Source organism: Acerihabitans sp. TG2, from assembly GCF_035013185.1.
Classification (GTDB): domain Bacteria; phylum Pseudomonadota; class Gammaproteobacteria; order Enterobacterales; family Enterobacteriaceae; genus Acerihabitans.
In genome coordinates this window covers 26140-42949 of record NZ_JAYGJO010000027.1, presented here as the reverse complement: position 1 = coordinate 42949, position 16810 = coordinate 26140, and the positions used below count along the sequence as shown (strand labels likewise).

At 49.6% G+C, this 16810-nt stretch carries 16 protein-coding genes; 9 read left to right on the top strand and 7 right to left on the bottom strand.

Annotated features, from left to right (window positions below):
* Window positions 1-14 precede the first annotated feature (14 nt).
* Entirely contained in the window at window positions 15-2576 is a 2562-nt protein-coding gene (gene mutS, locus SJI19_RS19825; protein WP_323479989.1) for a DNA mismatch repair protein MutS, read from the bottom strand.
* 433 nt (window positions 2577-3009) lie between these two features.
* Window positions 3010-3714 (bottom strand): anti-adapter protein IraP, encoded by a 705-nt coding sequence (gene iraP / locus SJI19_RS19820; RefSeq protein ID WP_323479988.1) that lies wholly within the window; start codon window positions 3712-3714, stop codon window positions 3010-3012.
* A gap of 333 nt (window positions 3715-4047) precedes the next feature.
* On the opposite strand from iraP, the gene SJI19_RS19815 reads away from it, so the two are divergent.
* Window positions 4048-4302, top strand: a complete 255-nt coding sequence (locus tag SJI19_RS19815) for a hypothetical protein (RefSeq protein ID WP_323479987.1) — start codon at window positions 4048-4050, stop codon at window positions 4300-4302.
* A gap of 285 nt (window positions 4303-4587) precedes the next feature.
* On the opposite strand, the gene SJI19_RS19810 is transcribed toward SJI19_RS19815, so the two are convergent.
* Together SJI19_RS19810 and SJI19_RS19805 are read right to left on the bottom strand one after the other, a co-directional pair.
* A complete protein-coding gene (locus SJI19_RS19810; RefSeq protein WP_323479986.1) occupies window positions 4588-6093 on the bottom strand; it encodes a HAMP domain-containing sensor histidine kinase in 1506 nt (501 codons plus the stop codon).
* Window positions 6090-6818, bottom strand: a complete 729-nt coding sequence (locus SJI19_RS19805; RefSeq protein ID WP_323479985.1) for a response regulator transcription factor — start codon at window positions 6816-6818, stop codon at window positions 6090-6092. Before SJI19_RS19805 ends, SJI19_RS19810 begins: the two co-directional genes overlap by 4 nt.
* A 161-nt stretch (window positions 6819-6979) precedes the next feature.
* On the opposite strand from SJI19_RS19805, the gene SJI19_RS19800 reads away from it, so the two are divergent.
* The 6 genes from SJI19_RS19800 to SJI19_RS19775 all read left to right on the top strand — a co-directional run bounded on the left by SJI19_RS19800 (window position 6980) and on the right by SJI19_RS19775 (window position 12636).
* Entirely contained in the window at window positions 6980-7603 is a 624-nt protein-coding gene (locus tag SJI19_RS19800; protein ID WP_323479984.1) for a cytochrome b/b6 domain-containing protein, read from the top strand.
* Window positions 7604-7616: 13 nt separating this feature from the next.
* Window positions 7617-8408, top strand: coding sequence for a molybdopterin-dependent oxidoreductase (locus tag SJI19_RS19795; protein ID WP_323479983.1), 792 nt, complete (start codon window positions 7617-7619; stop codon window positions 8406-8408).
* A gap of 53 nt (window positions 8409-8461) precedes the next feature.
* Window positions 8462-8761, top strand: coding sequence for a pentapeptide MXKDX repeat protein (locus SJI19_RS19790; RefSeq protein ID WP_416347576.1), 300 nt, complete (start codon window positions 8462-8464; stop codon window positions 8759-8761).
* Between the two features lie 219 nt (window positions 8762-8980).
* Complete coding sequence (locus SJI19_RS19785) at window positions 8981-9325, top strand: zinc ribbon domain-containing protein YjdM (RefSeq protein ID WP_323479982.1); 345 nt, start codon at window positions 8981-8983, stop codon at window positions 9323-9325.
* Between the two features lie 176 nt (window positions 9326-9501).
* Window positions 9502-10578 carry a lytic murein transglycosylase B gene (gene mltB / locus SJI19_RS19780; RefSeq protein WP_323479981.1) on the top strand — a complete coding sequence of 359 codons (1077 nt, stop codon included), beginning with the start codon at window positions 9502-9504 and terminating at the stop codon, window positions 10576-10578.
* A gap of 507 nt (window positions 10579-11085) precedes the next feature.
* Window positions 11086-12636, top strand: a complete 1551-nt coding sequence (locus tag SJI19_RS19775; protein WP_323479980.1) for a hypothetical protein — start codon at window positions 11086-11088, stop codon at window positions 12634-12636.
* A 98-nt stretch (window positions 12637-12734) separates the two neighbouring features.
* Here SJI19_RS19775 and SJI19_RS19770 read toward each other — a convergent pair whose 3' ends face one another.
* Window positions 12735-12899, bottom strand: a complete 165-nt coding sequence (locus tag SJI19_RS19770; RefSeq protein WP_323479979.1) for a hypothetical protein — start codon at window positions 12897-12899, stop codon at window positions 12735-12737.
* Between the two features lie 375 nt (window positions 12900-13274).
* Between SJI19_RS19770 and SJI19_RS19765 the strand changes: the two genes are divergently transcribed.
* Window positions 13275-14288, top strand: a complete 1014-nt coding sequence (locus SJI19_RS19765; protein WP_323479978.1) for a hypothetical protein — start codon at window positions 13275-13277, stop codon at window positions 14286-14288.
* Window positions 14289-14492: 204 nt separating this feature from the next.
* Here the strand turns inward: SJI19_RS19765 and SJI19_RS19760 are convergent, their stop codons facing one another.
* The gene (locus SJI19_RS19760; RefSeq protein WP_323479977.1) at window positions 14493-15152 is read right to left on the bottom strand and encodes an amino acid ABC transporter permease; all 660 of its coding nucleotides are present in this window, start codon (window positions 15150-15152) and stop codon (window positions 14493-14495) included.
* Window positions 15153-15178: 26 nt separating this feature from the next.
* Entirely contained in the window at window positions 15179-15949 is a 771-nt protein-coding gene (locus SJI19_RS19755) for an amino acid ABC transporter substrate-binding protein (RefSeq protein ID WP_323479976.1), read from the bottom strand.
* A gap of 370 nt (window positions 15950-16319) precedes the next feature.
* Between SJI19_RS19755 and pncC the strand changes: the two genes are divergently transcribed.
* On the top strand, window positions 16320-16808 hold the full coding sequence (pncC, locus tag SJI19_RS19750; protein WP_323479975.1) for a nicotinamide-nucleotide amidase: 489 nt from the start codon (window positions 16320-16322) through the stop codon (window positions 16806-16808).
* Window positions 16809-16810: the final 2 nt, after the last annotated feature.

The following is a 16810-nucleotide window of genomic DNA, read 5'->3' as shown; positions in this document are numbered from 1 at the left end:
GTTCTGGTTACGTTTTACACCAGGCCTTTCAAACGATAAATCCATTCAAGGGCCTGGCGCGGCGACAGTGAATCCGGATCTAACGCCTCAAGTGCGGCAACCGCCGGTGCGATTTCTTCCACGGGCGTTAACAGGGACAATTGCGACCCATCTACCGTGCTGGCGCTTGCACTATTGGATAAGGTCTCTAACTCCTTAAGCTTCTGGCGCGCCCGTTTGATCACCTCGCGTGGTACCCCAGCCAGCGCCGCCACCGACAGTCCGTAACTCTTGCTCGCCGCCCCATCCTGCACAGTGTGCATAAAGGCGATGGTCTCGCCTTGCTCCAGTGCGTCGAGATGGACATTCACCACCCCTTCCATTTTTTCCGGTAGCATGGTGAGTTCAAAATAGTGGGTGGCGAACAATGTCATGGCTTTTATCCTGCTGGCCAGACACTCGGCGCAGGCCCAAGCCAAAGACAGTCCATCGTAAGTGGACGTACCGCGGCCAATTTCATCCATTAACACCAGGCTTTGCGGTGTCGCATTATGCAGAATATTGGCGGTTTCAGTCATCTCCACCATAAACGTCGACCGACCGGAGGCAAGATCGTCAGCCGCGCCCACCCGAGTAAATATGCGGTCTACCGGGCCCATCACCGCTTTGTCCGCTGGAACAAAACTGCCAATGTACGCCATCAGCACAATCAGGGCATTTTGTCGCATATAAGTACTTTTACCGCCCATATTCGGCCCGGTAATGATCAGCATTCGGCGCTGAGCGGAAAGGGTGAGCGGATTGGCAATGAACGGCTCACTCAAGACGCGTTCCACCACCGGATGGCGGCCCGCGGTAATATTAATTCCCGGCTGATCGCTAAACGTTGGGCAAACATAATTCAGGGTTTCAGCCCGTTCGGCCAAATTACTTAACACATCGAGCTCTGAGAGCGCGGCCGCGCATTGCTGCAATGGTGCCAAGTGAGGCAACAGCAGATCGAACAACTGGTCATAGAGCGATTTTTCCAGCGCCAGGGCTTTGCCCTTGGAGGTGAGCACCTTGTCTTCGTACTCTTTCAATTCCGGAATAATATAGCGCTCGGCGTTTTTCAATGTTTGCCGGCGCACATAATGTATCGGTGCCTGATGGCTTTGCCCACGGCTGAGCTGGATGTAATAACCATGCACGGCATTAAATCCCACTTTCAGTGTATCCAGACCGGTTTTCTCGCGCTCGCGGATTTCCAACCGATCCAGGTAATCTGTTGCGCCGTCGGCCAGTGCCCGCCATTCATCCAGTTCCGCATGATATCCCGGCGCAATGACCCCCCCGTCTCGCACCAATACCGGCGGAGCCTCGACCACTGCCCGCTCAAGCAGCGTTTTCAGTTCATCAAACAAACCCACCTGTGCCAACAGATGTTGGATATGCTCGGTGGGGTGATCGCCCAACGCGAGATGAATGGCCGGTAATTGCTGAAAAGCATGGCGCATCCGCGCCAGATCGCGTGGACGGGCGGTACGCAGCGCCAGACGCGCCAGCACGCGCTCAAGGTCACCTACCTGTCGCAGTAGCGGCTGCAACTCGTCACAGGGGGCCTGCAGGCTGCTGATGGCCTGCTGGCGATGGTTGAGGATACCAATATCCCGGGTTGGCATATGCAGCCAGCGTTTCAGCATCCGGCTGCCCATCGCGGTAACCGTGTGATCCAGAATCTCAGCCAGCGTATTATCAACACCACCGCTCAGGTTTTGCGTCAACTCAAGATTACGCCGGGTCGCGGCGTCCATGACGATGCCATCTTGTTGCCGTTCAAGGATGATCGCGCGGATATGAGGCAATGAGGTTCGCTGAGTATCTTTGACGTATTGTAACAGGCAGCCCGCGGCCCTTAGCGCGGCGCCGGCACGCTCGATACCAAAGCCATTAAGGTCGCGGGTGCCAAACTGCATATTCAACTGTTGGCGAGCGGTATCGAGATCGAACTCCCAAATGGGACGCCGGCGCAAACCACGCCGATGTTCAATCAGTTCCATGTTCTGCAAGGTCTCGGGGAATAACAGCTCGGCGGGATTGGTACGCTGGAGCTCCGCCAACATGGCTTGGGCATCGGCCGGCTCACAGACCAGGAATCGCCCAGAGCTGATATCCAAAGTGGCATAGCCAAATCCTTGCGGCTGCTGCCAGATGGCGGCCAACAGGTTGTCCTGTCGTTCATTAAGCAGCGCCTCGTCACTCAGCGTGCCTGGTGTAACGATACGCACCACCCGCCGTTCCACTGGGCCTTTGGTGGTGGCCGGATCGCCAATTTGTTCACAAATGGCTACCGACTCGCCCAACTGTACCAGTTTGGCCAGATAGGTTTCTACTGCATGGTAAGGCACCCCAGCCATGGGGATCGGCTCGCCGGCTGACTGTCCGCGTTTGGTCAGGGAGATATCCATCAACTGAGATGCGCGTTTGGCATCGTCAAAAAACATCTCGTAAAAATCGCCCATGCGATAAAACAGCAAAATGTCCGGATGCTGCGCCTTAAGGCGTAGATACTGCTGCATCATCGGGGTGTGTTCGGCGGAATTTTCTGGTGTACTCATGGAGTTATGATATCCATTTCTTTGAATTTAATTGGTTTAGTGACAATGATTGTTGTTATGCGTTATCACTGTGTCGCAAAAAAATATCGCCACATCTCACGTCTTGGCCTGGGGCCCATGATAACGGAGTCTGTAGGGCAGGGGAACCAGAGGGGGAGCCCATAATCGTCATAAACCATAGAAATGATGAAACCGACAGATAACGATAAGGCGAATACGGGTGAAATGTCTTAAATGGCTGCCGGCTTCAGTCCTGATATCTCTAGCCAGCTGGCGTAGTTGCGCTTGCTGGGAAGTGTCGGGTCAATGATTCTTTTGGCCATTACTCATATCCTTTTTGACATAACACGTTATAGGAATATGAGCATTTACACAATTTCCAGGACAGGCCCAAGCCGAAGGATAACACCAAGGCCAAAACGGATATCAAAAACTATTTATTATTCGTCGGCGCGGTTACTTCATTATTTGCGTTTGCTTCATTACTCGCGTTTGCTTCATTATTCGCGTTTGCTTCATCATTCCCGCTTACTTCATTATTCGCGGTTTCTTCAACATCCGCGTAAGCCCCATCACTTGCGATTGTTTTATCGTTCGCGGTTGCCCCATTATTCGCGGTTTCTTCAACATCCGCGTAAGCCCCATCACTTGCGATTGTTTTATCGTTCGCGGTTGCCTCATTATTCGCGGTTTTTTCAACATCCGCGTAAGCCCCATCACGTGCGATTGTTTTATTGTTCGCGGTTGCCTCATTATTCGCGGTTGCTTCAACATCCGTGTAAGCCGCATCGTTCGCGGTTACCTCATTATTCACGGTTGAATCGTCTTTCGCAGTTGCTTCTTCTTTCGAGTTTGCTTCATCGCCATTGGCTTCGATAAACTGCGAGACCGTAATCAGACGAACAAAATGGACCATCAATAACTCGGCATCTGATTGCAGTATTTCATCACTCGCGCTGGCGGCGGAAAGAATCGCCTTTTCTATATTGGTCGCCATGACTGAAGAGCTGCCTTTACCAACGGTCAGCATTAACGCGGCCAACAGAAGTGACTGCGCCTCAACTTGTGCGATCAGCTCCTTAGTAGCCGCATCAGCTTTCGCCAGTCTTTTAAGGATGTCAATAATGACATTGTTCATGTTTTTTCTCAAAAAAGCGTAAGATAATATCTACAGTTTAATGCATATACTTTTAATTATACTTTTTTTTTATTGATTAGGCTGATTATCAAATGTAAGCATCCACTGCAAATTCATGCTTCAACTATGCCGGTGCAGCCGGACGACTTGTTTGATCCCGTGCATGCACGCTCATGCCATAGTCTTCCTATCACAGTAAGTATTTGAAATTATTAAGAGATTTATAAGTGCAAACGCCCAACCCGTGAAACGCAAAAGTGGCCGTTGAGAAATTCGCGCCCTTTGCACTGAGGTGAATAACATTTTCGAAGCTAGCCCGGAAATAAGTCGGTAATGCCCTTTAACCCCCTGGGCGGTAAAACGCGCCGGCACATATCCCAGCCGTTCGCTGATGTCATCCCGGATGAACCGCAGCTTATGACTGCAGTCCTGGCAGTTATCAGCGTCCTGCGTCAGGCGGATGTGCTTATGCAGAAGTCCCGGCGGCAGGGGGGCGTCTTGGCGCCACCGGCGGGCATTTTTCAGCGCCTCTTCCAGTTGCTGGATATACTGCGTTTGCCGCTCAAGCCGAGTGAGGTTGGTCAGTAATCACCTTCTGCACCTGATTTTCAGTCAGCAGTTTTAACGCCAGGGAGTGCAGGTCATCGGGGTTTTGTGAGGCGAGCAGTGCATCGATATCCATGCCATAATTTTATTAAAATAGTAGACATCTGAAACGATGAAATATGCCACCACTTCACGATATTGTCCGTTCTCGTGACCTCGACGACAATCGAAACCGGCTGATCTTCGGAGCAAATTGAGGCTTCCTTGAAAGCCCAGCGCAAAAAATACGCCCATCTTCGTCTGGGAGATTACGCGTTTTCCAGTGCTTTACTCACCCAATATTTTACCGGCTAATCGACCATTTCCTTCACCTGCCAGTGGAATGGCAAAACGAAAACAGGCGCCTTTTGCGCTATCAAGCAACGTGATATCGCTATCGTGCAATTGCAGGATGCGTCTGACAATCATCAGCCCCAATCCGCCCACGTGGCGCTGCGCATTGGCAAGTATCGATGGCCGCTCGAACAGATTCGGTTTCAGCTCCTGAGGTATGCCGGGGCCGCTGTCATTGAGTTGGACCATTACCTGGCCCTGTTGGCGCCATAACCGCAGTTCAATCGTGCCGCCATCGGGGGTATGTCGAATGGCATTGTCGATCAGATTAGTCAAGACCCGTTCCATCATCGACACATCGGCATTCACCAAGGGCATGCCCATCGGCATATCAACCGTCAGGCGCTGGCGGCGGGTTTCCAGAGACAGTTCGAATTTCTGGTACACATCCTGCACCAAATCCCCCAGGGCAAAGGCTTCTTTACGTGGCGTTACCACACCATATTCTAGCCGGGCCAGTTCGAATAACGCCTGGGCCAGTTGACCAACCTTACTGCTTTGCAACAGGGCAATGTGTAAATAACGCCGGCGCTCTTCTTGCGTCAGGCTCTCCGCCTTAACCGAAAGGGTTTCCAGATAACCGTGCAGTGAGGTCAGCGGTGTGCGCAGATCGTGGGAAATATTGGCGATAAACTCGCGCCGCTGCCGATCCTGCTGGGACAATTGTTCCCATTGGCCGGATATTCGCTGTGCCAAGGTGATGAATGCGGATTGCAACAGCGCGACCTCATCGCGTCGGTGAGTAGGGAAGGGCGTATTCGCCAGTGCCTGTACGGCACTCATACCGTCCTGATCCAGTCCACCGACCTGTTGGGTTAACCGCCGCACTGGACGCGTAACCCAGCGAAAAGCCAAGGAACCGGCCAACAGACCGAAAATCAGCACCAAGGCCATGGAGCGGAAAGTCGCGACCAGCAGTAACCGGAAATGTGCATCATTAGCCAGGGCGTTATAATCCTCACCCTGCAATACCACATATAAATATCCCGCCGGCTTGCCGTGGATATTCAACGTCGCGGCGCTGAAGACTTTCTGGTTGCCGAGATCCCGTGGGTCGTCGCCATAGATCGGCATGCTGCCGCCATTAAGCAACCGGTTAATCGGTTTTACATTGATAATCCGCTGCTTGATATGCCCGGCCGGGGCAGCATCGGCAATAATTCGTCCTTGGGTATCCAGCAGATACACCTCGACGCTGGGATTGACCGCCATGGTCTGATCGAACACGGTTTTAATGGCGGCGGTGTTCACGCCATCCGGGCCGATAAGGGGATACGTGCTGGCGATCTGTGTGGCAAGATTGCCAGACAGGCGTTGAATCACCCCTTGGCTGTATTCATTACCGCTGCGGATTTGCATCCAACTGGAAAGGGCGCCGCATAACAATAGCAGAAGGGTGAATACGAGCGTCAGTCGCTGGGATAAGGTCAGAAATTTCATGAGTTACGCCCTGTGTCCATTGCCGGGGCGGCGAATTTGTAGCCCTTGCCCCACACCGTCAGGATGCGATCGGGTTCCGCCGGATTCTTTTCAATCTTGGTACGAAGGCGATTGATATGGGTATTTACCGTATGTTCGTAGCCATCGTGCTGATATCCCCACACCTGATTAAGCAGATTCAACCGGGAAAAGACCTTGCCCGGATTTTTGGCGAAAAAATACAGCAAGTCGAACTCTCGGGGTGTCAGTTCCACGGGTTGGTGATGCAGCATCACTTCACGGGCCACTGGGTCAATGGTTAAATCGGCAATGCACAGCATGCCGGCATCCAGGCGCAGATTCATGCTCATGGCTTCCTGGCGGCGAAACAAGGCCTTGACCCGGGCAACCAGTTCCAGCATGGAAAAAGGTTTGGCCAGATAATCATCCGCCCCCAGTTCAAGACCCAGCACCCGATGTACTTCACTGGATCGGGCGCTAATAATGATAATCGGCGTGTAGTGTGTCATCCGGCGGGCGCGGCGGCAGATTTCCAGGCCGTCGATACCCGGCAGCATCAAATCGAGGATCAATGCATCCCAGTCGCCCTTTTCCATTAATGCCATGCCGATATTGCCGTCAGGGGCATAGCTAATGACAAATCCCTCATCGCGCAGATGAAGCTGTAACAGGTCGGCGATATCACGATCATCTTCAACGATCAGGATCTTTTTCTGCTTATCCATATGTCTTCACTCTTGCCCTGGGCTTTGACCGCGCTCAGAACATATTACACAGGGTGCGTCCGCCGAGTTATCACATTTTGTTTAAGATTACGTGAGGCCATAGTGAAGTGTTCCCGGTAATACTCTACGGCATAGCTTGACAATAATGCTGGAGGTTTACGGTGGCACTATCGGACGATGCTCGGCAACATCCTGTGCAAGCCCGGGTTATTCACCCAAGGTGGTTGCGCTTGTGCCATTGGATTAATGCGCTAGCCGTATTGATTATGGTGACCAGCGGTTGGCGTATCTATAACGCAGCGCCGTTATTCAACTTTCACTTTATGGATTCATTCACCCTCGGTGGTTGGTTAGGTGGAGCATTACAATGGCATTTCGCCGCCATGTGGTTGTTCGGCATCAATGGCGCATTCTATTTACTGCTAAATATATTGACCGGCCGTTTCAAACGCACCTTCTGGCCGCTGGATAGTGCTGTATTTGGTCGGGAATTCATCGCCGCCTTGAAAGGGAAATTAACACATACTGATTTACGACATTATAACATGGTGCAAAAAGCCGTTTATTTATTTGTGATTGCCGACGCCATACTGCTGGTGATATCCGGATTGGTCCTGTGGAAATCGGTGCAATTTCCGTTATTGCGTGAACTGCTGGGTGGTTATGACCTCGCACGTTATATCCACTTCTTCGCCATGTCGGCATTGGTGGGATTTGTGGTGGTCCACCTGGTGATGGTGCTATTGGTACCGAAAACCCTATTGGCCATGCTGCGGGGATATTAAAGGAAGCATGAATATGAAACGCCAAGAGAATAGCGAATTAGGGGCAGATGACAAACAGGCATTGATTAAAGAAGCGCGGCGGTTATTGACATGCAATCCTGACTCACCTTCGCGGCGCCGTTTTTTGCGTCATGGGTTAACTCTCGGCGGCATTGCTATGCTGACCGGCTGCGATATCAGTGATAATCAGCACATTGAGCAGGTCTTATCTACATTTTCCCGTGTTAACGATCGTGTGCAGGGTTGGTTATTTAATGTCGGCGATTTGGCTCCGGTTTATCCGGAATCCCAAATTGATCTCAATTTCCCTTTTAATGCATTTTATGGTGAAGATGCTATCCCCATGATTAACGGTGACGATTACCGCCTGGACATTGCGGGTAAAGTCGCCGACAAGCGCAGTTGGTCGTTGCCCCAGTTGCATCAAATGGCGCAAGTGCACCAGATAACCCGACATATTTGCGTGGAAGGTTGGAGCGCTATTGGTAAATGGGGTGGTATTCCTTTTTCGTTGTTTTTAAAAACCATCGGTGCCGATTTGAATGCCAATTATGTCAGCTTTAAATGTGCTGATGATTATTATACCAGTATAGATATGCAGACGGCATTACATCCGCAGACATTATTAGCCTTGACCTGGAACGACGGGCTATTACCGGCTAAATACGGATATCCCATGAAACTGCGGATACCCACTAAATTGGGATATAAAAACCCCAAACATATCCAAGTGATAGAAGTGACCAATACCTACCCGGGCGGATATTGGGAAGACCAGGGATACAACTGGTTTGGCGGTAGCTGATGTTTCCCAGTGCGCTGTTTTTTTAAACGTGAACACTCAACAGAAAAGGTAACATGATGAAAAAATTAATTATTGCAGTAATCTCCGGTTCCATGATGCTGGCAATGGCCGGTGCCTATGCCGAGGATAATATGAGCCAGGGCGCCATGCAGAAAAAAGATGCCACGGGGCAAATGTCCCACGACAGCATGAAAAAAGACACCATGAAGAAAAAGAAACCATCCCATGACAGCATGAAGAAAAAAGAGACAATGGCAAAAGATGCCATGGGTAAAGACGGTATGGCAAAGGATAATATGGGCAAGGATAATATGGGCAAGGATAGTATGAAAAAGGATGCTATGGGCCAGTAAAGCTGTCTCTTTTTCATTTCACTGCGAATGGCATATTATCTCCTCAACGAGGCGCCAGAATAGCGGTGTTCAGCGTAGGGTGCTTTGTAAAATGCCACCCTACGTTAATGCGCTATTGAGGCCCCACTAGAATAAAGAGTACATAAACGGCTTACAAAGAGATAAAATAGTGTTTAAAGCCTATTTATGTCACGTTGTTACACTTTTTGAGGTCTTTCTATGCAACAATTACCACCTTGCCCAAGTTGTCACTCCGCATTTACCTGGCAGGAAGGGACGATGCTCAACTGTCCTGAATGTGGTCACGAATGGCCGTTGGAGAGTGCTACACCTGCTGCTGAGCAGGAACGGGTGGTAAGGGATGGCAATGGTAATCTATTAGCGGACGGCGACGCGGTGACGGTGATTAAAGATTTAAAAGTAAAGGGCAGTTCCTCGACCTTGAAGATAGGTACCAAAGTTAAAAGCATTCGTCTGGTTGACGGCGATCATAATATTGATTGTCACATAGAAGGCTTTGGTGCCATGAAGCTGAAATCGGAATTTGTAAAAAAAATTAACTAAATCACCCCTATCGCCATAAATGCGTTCGCCATTTTTATTCGTTTTTTCCCCTTGTTCAGGCGTCGTTGAACCGCCTGAACGTCGATCTGAAAATCAACGCATATTCCTGTTTTTTCGCGGCTGACAATGCCTTACCATAGCCTTCTCTTTTTCTAGCATGGTTATCTGAAAATCCAATGCGTTACCTGGCTGCTCTTCTGCCCTTGATCCCACTGCTCACTGCCTGCAGTAACGAACCGGCTCCTTCAACTGAACCTGCTCATGGCAATCCGTTTAAGGGAGGGTTGCTTGCTGAACCTGCAAATCCCGGTTTGCTGCAAAATGGTGATTTTGCTACCAATCCGGCCACCAATCAATTCATTGACAAGATGGTGCGGGAACATGGTTTTGATCGCCAGCAACTGCATAATGTCCTGGGGCAAGCCCGTCGGCTTGACTGGGTGTTGAACCTAATGGAGCGACAGGCGCCAAGTAGTCTGCCGCCATCCGGGCCCAACGGTGCATGGATACGTTATCGTAATAAATTTATCACCCCAGACAACGTACAAAACGGCGTTGCCTTTTGGAATCAATATCAAGATGCGTTACAACGTGCCTGGGTTGAATATGGTGTACCGCCGGAAATTATCGTAGGCATCATCGGTGTTGAAACCCGTTGGGGCAGGGTGATGGGCAAAACCCGCATAATAGATGCGCTGGCTACTCTGGCGTTCGACTATCCCCGCCGCGCCGACTATTTTGCGGCGGAGCTGGAGACATTCTTACTCATGTCGCGTAGTGAGGGCGACGACCCGCTCACCTTGCGCGGTTCATTCGCCGGCGCCATGGGCTACGGGCAGTTTATGCCGTCATCATTTAAAACCTACGCGGTTGATTTTGACGGCGATGGTCATATCAACCTTTGGGATCCCATTGATGCCATCGGCAGTGTTGCCAATTACTTCAAAGCGCATGGCTGGGTCAAAGGTGACATGGTTGCCATACCCGCCAGCGGCCAGGCACCCAATATGGCTTATGGCTTTAATACCCGCTACTCCGTTGCCACCCTGTCGGTGGCGGGATTGACGCCACAAAGTTCTCTTGGTGGATACCAGGAGACCGGCTTGTTGCGCCTGGATATTGGCAGTGGTTATCAATACTGGTATGCCTTGCCAAACTTTTTTGCCATCACGAAATATAACCACAGTATCCATTACGCCATGGCGGTGTGGCAATTGGGCACGGCGGTGGAACGTGCACGGCAGGGTAGATAAATTCATTCCTGACGCTGCATTTCATAAGGCTGCGAGTCGCACCGCAGCCTTTTTAATACTCTTTAATTTATCCATCAGTGCAACGCGAATGATCTCGGATATATAAAATCCAATTTAAATATAATAATACAATAATAAATTGTTCTTATAAAATGTAGGGCAATGTCATGTTTAAATAAATAGCCAGTGAGGTTTTTCTCTATATGGAAAAACTTATTGCTCATAAATAATGAAATTATCCATGACAAAGACCCACTGACCGGCCAGGATACGTGTTTTATTATTCGTCGGAATAATGTTGTTGCAAAATATACCTTAAATAATGTGAGTTGCAAGAAGGCGTCCACGCCGTGACAAATCTGCAGAAGACGATTTGAACGCGGACCTGTCGCGACTCCACTAGAGGTGAGGCCCAGGGACGTGTCGGGTATGACCAACTCACCTGTAACTCGAAATATGACAGGCTCAGACAGTTTATAGCGCCATCACACCCAGGATAGCAAAACTATGTTGCCATTTATTCACCAGGGCGCTCACTCATGTCCTAATCTTTCTAGCATGGTTAATCACCAACGCACGCCCGAACAAGCCCATTTCGCGCAAAAAACCACTGCTGTTTCTAATGTTCCTCAGGATATGACAAAAGTCCCAATGACCACGGCAGACAAAACCATTAATGATCCTGTGGATCCTCTACCTCAAACCCTTTGCCGCCGATTGGATATGACCAATGGCGATTTATTGGCAACGCTGGCGCCAAACGATCTGATGGGTACTGAAAATATGCTGGACGATATGGAAAGGCTATTACGCCACGGGGCTGATATCCCGTTGACAGCAATGCCAGGCACCGTGGAACATCAGATTAGCCGGCGTATTGGTCAGGAACTGCGAGAGCATGCCAACGCCGGAGTCATGGAACGTGGACGGCTGATGATTGATATTATCTGTGGGGTGTTGCGCAATGATGTGATGTTGGTTCAAAGCGACACCGCGCGCCACGTCGCCAATATTGTTTCGGTGGGTATCCGCACCGGTATCATTGTTGGCCTAACGACATTACTTCGCCAGTTGATTGGTTTTGCGCTGGAAAAAAAATTCCAGCAAATGGGCAGTGCTTCCGCATCTTTGCGCCTGCAGGCTGGTATCGCATCGATGCTGCTAGGGCCGGGGTTGAACCTGGCTGGCGCCATCCGAGATGAAAAAAAAGGCAATGCCACCACGGTCTCCCGATTCTCGCGCCTCGGTATGGCAATATTAAGCGCTGCGGGACTGATGATGACCTGTGGGTATCGATTGCCGGCAACCATCGGTTTTTTGATGGGATCCTTTGGGGTGCAAACGGCGTGCTACACGTTGAGCCGCGATGTGATACAGCTCTTTTTTCCGCTCCATGACAATGGTGGACTTAACCTCAAAGGCCTAGCCTGTTCTAGCCTCTCTTACGGGGTAGCCCAGTTTATTTTAGGGGAGTGCATGACACGCTACGCCCCAAATTCCGGGGCGGGTTTCGCTATGTCGGAAATCGACCGGCTAGCGGATCCCGAAACCCACTGGATCTATGCCGCCGGCATTGCCGCTGCGGCCATAACACCTCACCTCACCCACGATATGCTGCGCTGTGCCTTTAACGCACTCACAGAAGTGTTCGACGATGTACAGCGGCCCGTACTGATGCGCGTTTTTGGTGCCTCACGTGGCACGGTAAAGCCAAAGGATCGCGCCGGCAAGGCGCTACTGACGCCACCCATGTTGGCAACATCAGGTACCGACGCCCGTATTGGGCTGGCGCGGCCGCGAATCGGTGCTGGGCACTGGCCGACCATGGCCCAGGCCGCCGATCAATTTCTCACAACCAATGCAATGCGCACCTCATTTTTTGAAGCTATCGTTGGCATCACCGTGACTGTCGCTGCCGGGCTAGACGACACGCCGTTGTCAAAAAGTGATCGTGCGTTAGCCGTTAATGCGATGGCGGCTGGGTTGGTGATCCTTGGGTACCCCGCGTTTATCGGCGCCCATGACAAAACCATAACACGGACCCCCGACGCCAAATAACGGCGTTGTAGATCCTTGGCTGAACGCGAGTGCATTGATTTATAATACTTCACTATCAGGCCGAGCTAATAAAAGCACATGATATCGGTTACATCACGTTACCCAACGGCAATACACTCTGTGCCGATGCCGATGCCGATGCCGATGCCGATGCCGATGCCGATGCCGATGCCGATTTTGGAGGAATGTGTTGTTGCCAACATTGTGATATGAACGGGGTAAATGAGATTAAAATTCAACGTTTTTTGGTTAATTTTATTCATCTTTTTTTTGATGGCAATGATCTATTAGTCCGTTTAATGTAACCTTGTTGAATTGCTGCGTTAGCTGCGGGTAAATGGTAACGGATGTTATTGATTGTCATATCGCGTTATGGACCCGAGTGACTCGCTGGACGCCAAAAAATACAGGTATTGGGGTTAATAGTCCATGCTTAGCCATACGATACCGATGTGGCAACAGAAAATGATGGCCCCATCTAAAGGTGTTTAATAATTGATCAATGTGTTCAAAATCATGAGTAGAGAAGACATTTCTCAGTCACGCTAATCCACTAATTTAAGGTCTACAATAAGCTGACTACCTGCAATATGATCGTCGCTAGTCGCTACATTTCTAACAGTTAACCGAGGTGAGTCATGGATGGAACTTTGATTTTCTGTAAAGATGGGATTTTAAGATTTCGTTCTCATTATGATGATGTAACGGCTATTCCTTTACTGGCGATCCAAGACAGCCTACAGGAAGACGATCATTCATTTCTCTTGCAATATTTTCGACATAACGTCGTTATTGAAGATGGCACCACGCTGTCCCATGTATTCCTAGCCATTGAACCCTGGGCAAAAACCTTAGGTATATACCTGGATATGGACGTTATGGCATATATCGATGAAATCAGAAAACCCTCCCAAGCGGAACCCCTATTTGACTGGATAGGGATACAGAAAGTGACCTCGATTCATCACGCCTACCAGCATCAGGAAATGAGGCCGGGTGAGAGTTTTACCGCCCATTTTAACCGTGAACGCATTCCAACCAGGCGTTTTGATATAGAAGTTGCCTGTACCGCTAATGGTTATAAACATGGAGATAAAGAGTCATACAGCATCAGCGGCGATATTCATACCATTAAAAATGTGCCGATAATCTTCAGTGACCGACAGGTTCTAGCCAGTTATGGTTTCGAAAAAAATAATTTAGTGGATGCTCATTACCCAGGCGTATTTGTCAATAACAAGATCCGATATATTCAAGGAACCGTTGTTTTTTTGTTATATGAAATAGTAGACGCGATATTTAAGGATGGATTGTTCTACATTTCTCCCCAAGTGGCCACCTATAATCTTGAAATAATTAAAAAAATTACAGAGAAGCTTGAAAGCGAGGACGTTGATAATCAACGGATGATGGATGAACAGGACTCAGAAAGCCGACAAAAAAACCAGGATGACAAGAAAATCACCATGGAAATGGCCGAAGGCGCTTTTGATCCCATGATTGAGCATATGCAAGCTGAGCTGAAAAATTGGCTTTACATCAAATCATTATGCGATTCGAATAGTGAATTACCTATTCGGATCGGCAATGTGATCGAGGCCAAAGTACCTGATTATCGCTTCCTTAATTTCATTATTGATGACAGTGATTAAACCGGTTGGTTACATCTCATACCCATCCTCATTCACGTTTTAGGTGCGTTGACGGCGCTTATTCGCCCGAATCATGTCACTGCGTGAGTTCACCGGGGTTCTTTCGCTTGTCACCTTCCTGCAACGTGAGAATGACAGATATACACGCCTGACGAGCTATGACCGCTTAGCCAGGCGTCAAGGCATGCTAAAGGTGCCTTGAACTTATTCGTAACGCCGGAAATGCCGTTCCAATCGCACCTGTAGTTTACTTAATACGGTACTAAACATTAAGTAGATAAAAGCAGCTTCAATATAGAGGATCAGCGGCTCATATGTCACGGATACAATACGTTGTGCCGCCAGGAACATTTCTGGAACGGTAATCACAGCGGCCAATGACGTATCCTTGATTAAGGAGATAAACGAGTTGGCCAGCGGCGGCAGCGAGACGAAAACCGATTGAGGTAAAACGACCCGTCGCATCGCCTGATTGCTACTCATCCCAATGGCATATGCCGCTTCCCATTGCGCTTTTGGCACCGATAATATCGCGCCGCGAATAATTTCCGAGCTATAGGCGCCTACGCTCATGATAAAACCAATGAGTGCAGCCGGAAATGCATCAAGCGTAATGCCAGCACTGGGCAGACCGTAAAAGATCAAAAACAGCTGCACCAGCAATGGGGTCCCACGAATCACCCAAACATAAAAATCTGCTATACCCTTAAGCGGCTGCGGTCCATAAAGACGAACCAACGCCAACACAAAACCTAGCGCCAGCCCGCCGATAAAGGAGAGTAACGCGAGGGGAAGGGTAAACATCAGTCCGGCGGAGAACAACCGCCAAAAGGAGTCCAGCATCAGTTGTAACCAGGCTGGCATCTAGTCGATCTCCTTTTTTGGTAACATTATTTAGAAATGTCCTGACCGAAGTAACGAATGGAAATCGTTTTATAGGTTCCGTCGGCTTTTACTTCATCGAGCGCGGTGTTCAGCGCGTTCACCAGCTCAGGTTGATTTTTGCGAATCAGTATCGCCGAGGGTGCGTTACCATCCTGAGACGCCACGATCTTAAGTTTGGCATCGGGCTTGTGTTTCTTGAAATCCAGAAACGACAGGTTGTCATTCAACGTTGCGGCGGCTCTTTTGCTCATCACCAGTTCCAACGACTGGTTAAATCCATCAGTCGGAACCAGGACCGCGCCATATTTGGTGGCGACTTGCGAATAGTTGCTGGTCAGGCTTTGTGCTGCTTTTTGACCTTTCAAGTCGTTAAAATTCTTGATGGTGGTATTGTCATCACGAATAATCAACACCACTTTCGAGTCGATATAGGGCTTGGAAAAAGCATACTTTGCCTGACGCTCCGGCGTGATACCCACCTCGTTAATCACCGCGTCATAACGCTTGGCATCCAATCCCGCGATTAATCCGTCCCAACGGCCCTCAATAAATTTCGCCTTCACGCCGAGTTTTTCGGCAATGGCTCGGCCCAGATCCACGTCAAAACCTACCAACTTGTCGCTGGCGTCATGGAAGGTATAAGGCGCGTAAGTTCCTTCGGTACCAAACGTAATAGTGCCAGCGGCTTTAATCGCAGCCAATCCGTCTTCTGCCTGCGCCTGAACGGTTGCAACCAGCAGCGAGCCTGTTAACAGTGCCAATGTGATTTTTTTCATCGTTATTCCTGAACGTGACGAGGTTAAAAAATGCGTATCTGTGCTTACAGTTTGTCGGGGCATGCTAATCCACTTTAAAATTTTTAATAAATGACATTAAGTAATTAGGAAGCACTTAATATTATAACCAATGGTTTAATGGGAACCTTAGTGCATCAATAATGAGGTTACAAGATAAAAATCTAGTAAACAAACTCCACCAGGTAACGGATTATACTGGATCATGTCTGTGGCACTGATGGCATGGGGTAGGTACGATCTAGCCTAGTAAAAATAGAAGATAGTGCGCAAAAATTATCATTAACCACTAGCCATGGTGGCGTAACGGCGCTGTTTCGGCCACTTTGTCACCAGGATGGGAGTATCATGTATGAACGACAATGATCTGGTCCAACTCAGCGCGCGCCTTGGCGTGGCGCTTAAGCAGCAAAGTCGTTTCGTTACCTGCGCAGAGTCCTGCACCGGCGGTTGGGTGGCCAAATCCATCACCGATATTGCCGGCAGTTCGGCGTGGTTTGAACGGGGTTTTGTGACCTATAGCAATCAGGCGAAGACCGATATGCTGGGCGTAAAAACCAGCACATTGTCGCTCCATGGCGCGGTGAGCGGTCCGGTGGTGTTGGAAATGGCTGCAGGTGCACTCAAGGTGGCGGCGGCCGACTATGCATTAGCCGTTAGTGGCATCGCCGGGCCGGATGGCGGCACGGTGCAAAAACCTGTCGGTACCGTGTGGTTTGGTATCGCCAGCCACAACCAGGCGCCTTTTTCTCAACTGATGCATTTCGCTGGAGGGCGGGATGAGGTCAGGCGCCAGGCAGTGCATTTTGCCCTGAAAACCCTTTTGGATAGATTTCTTTAAAA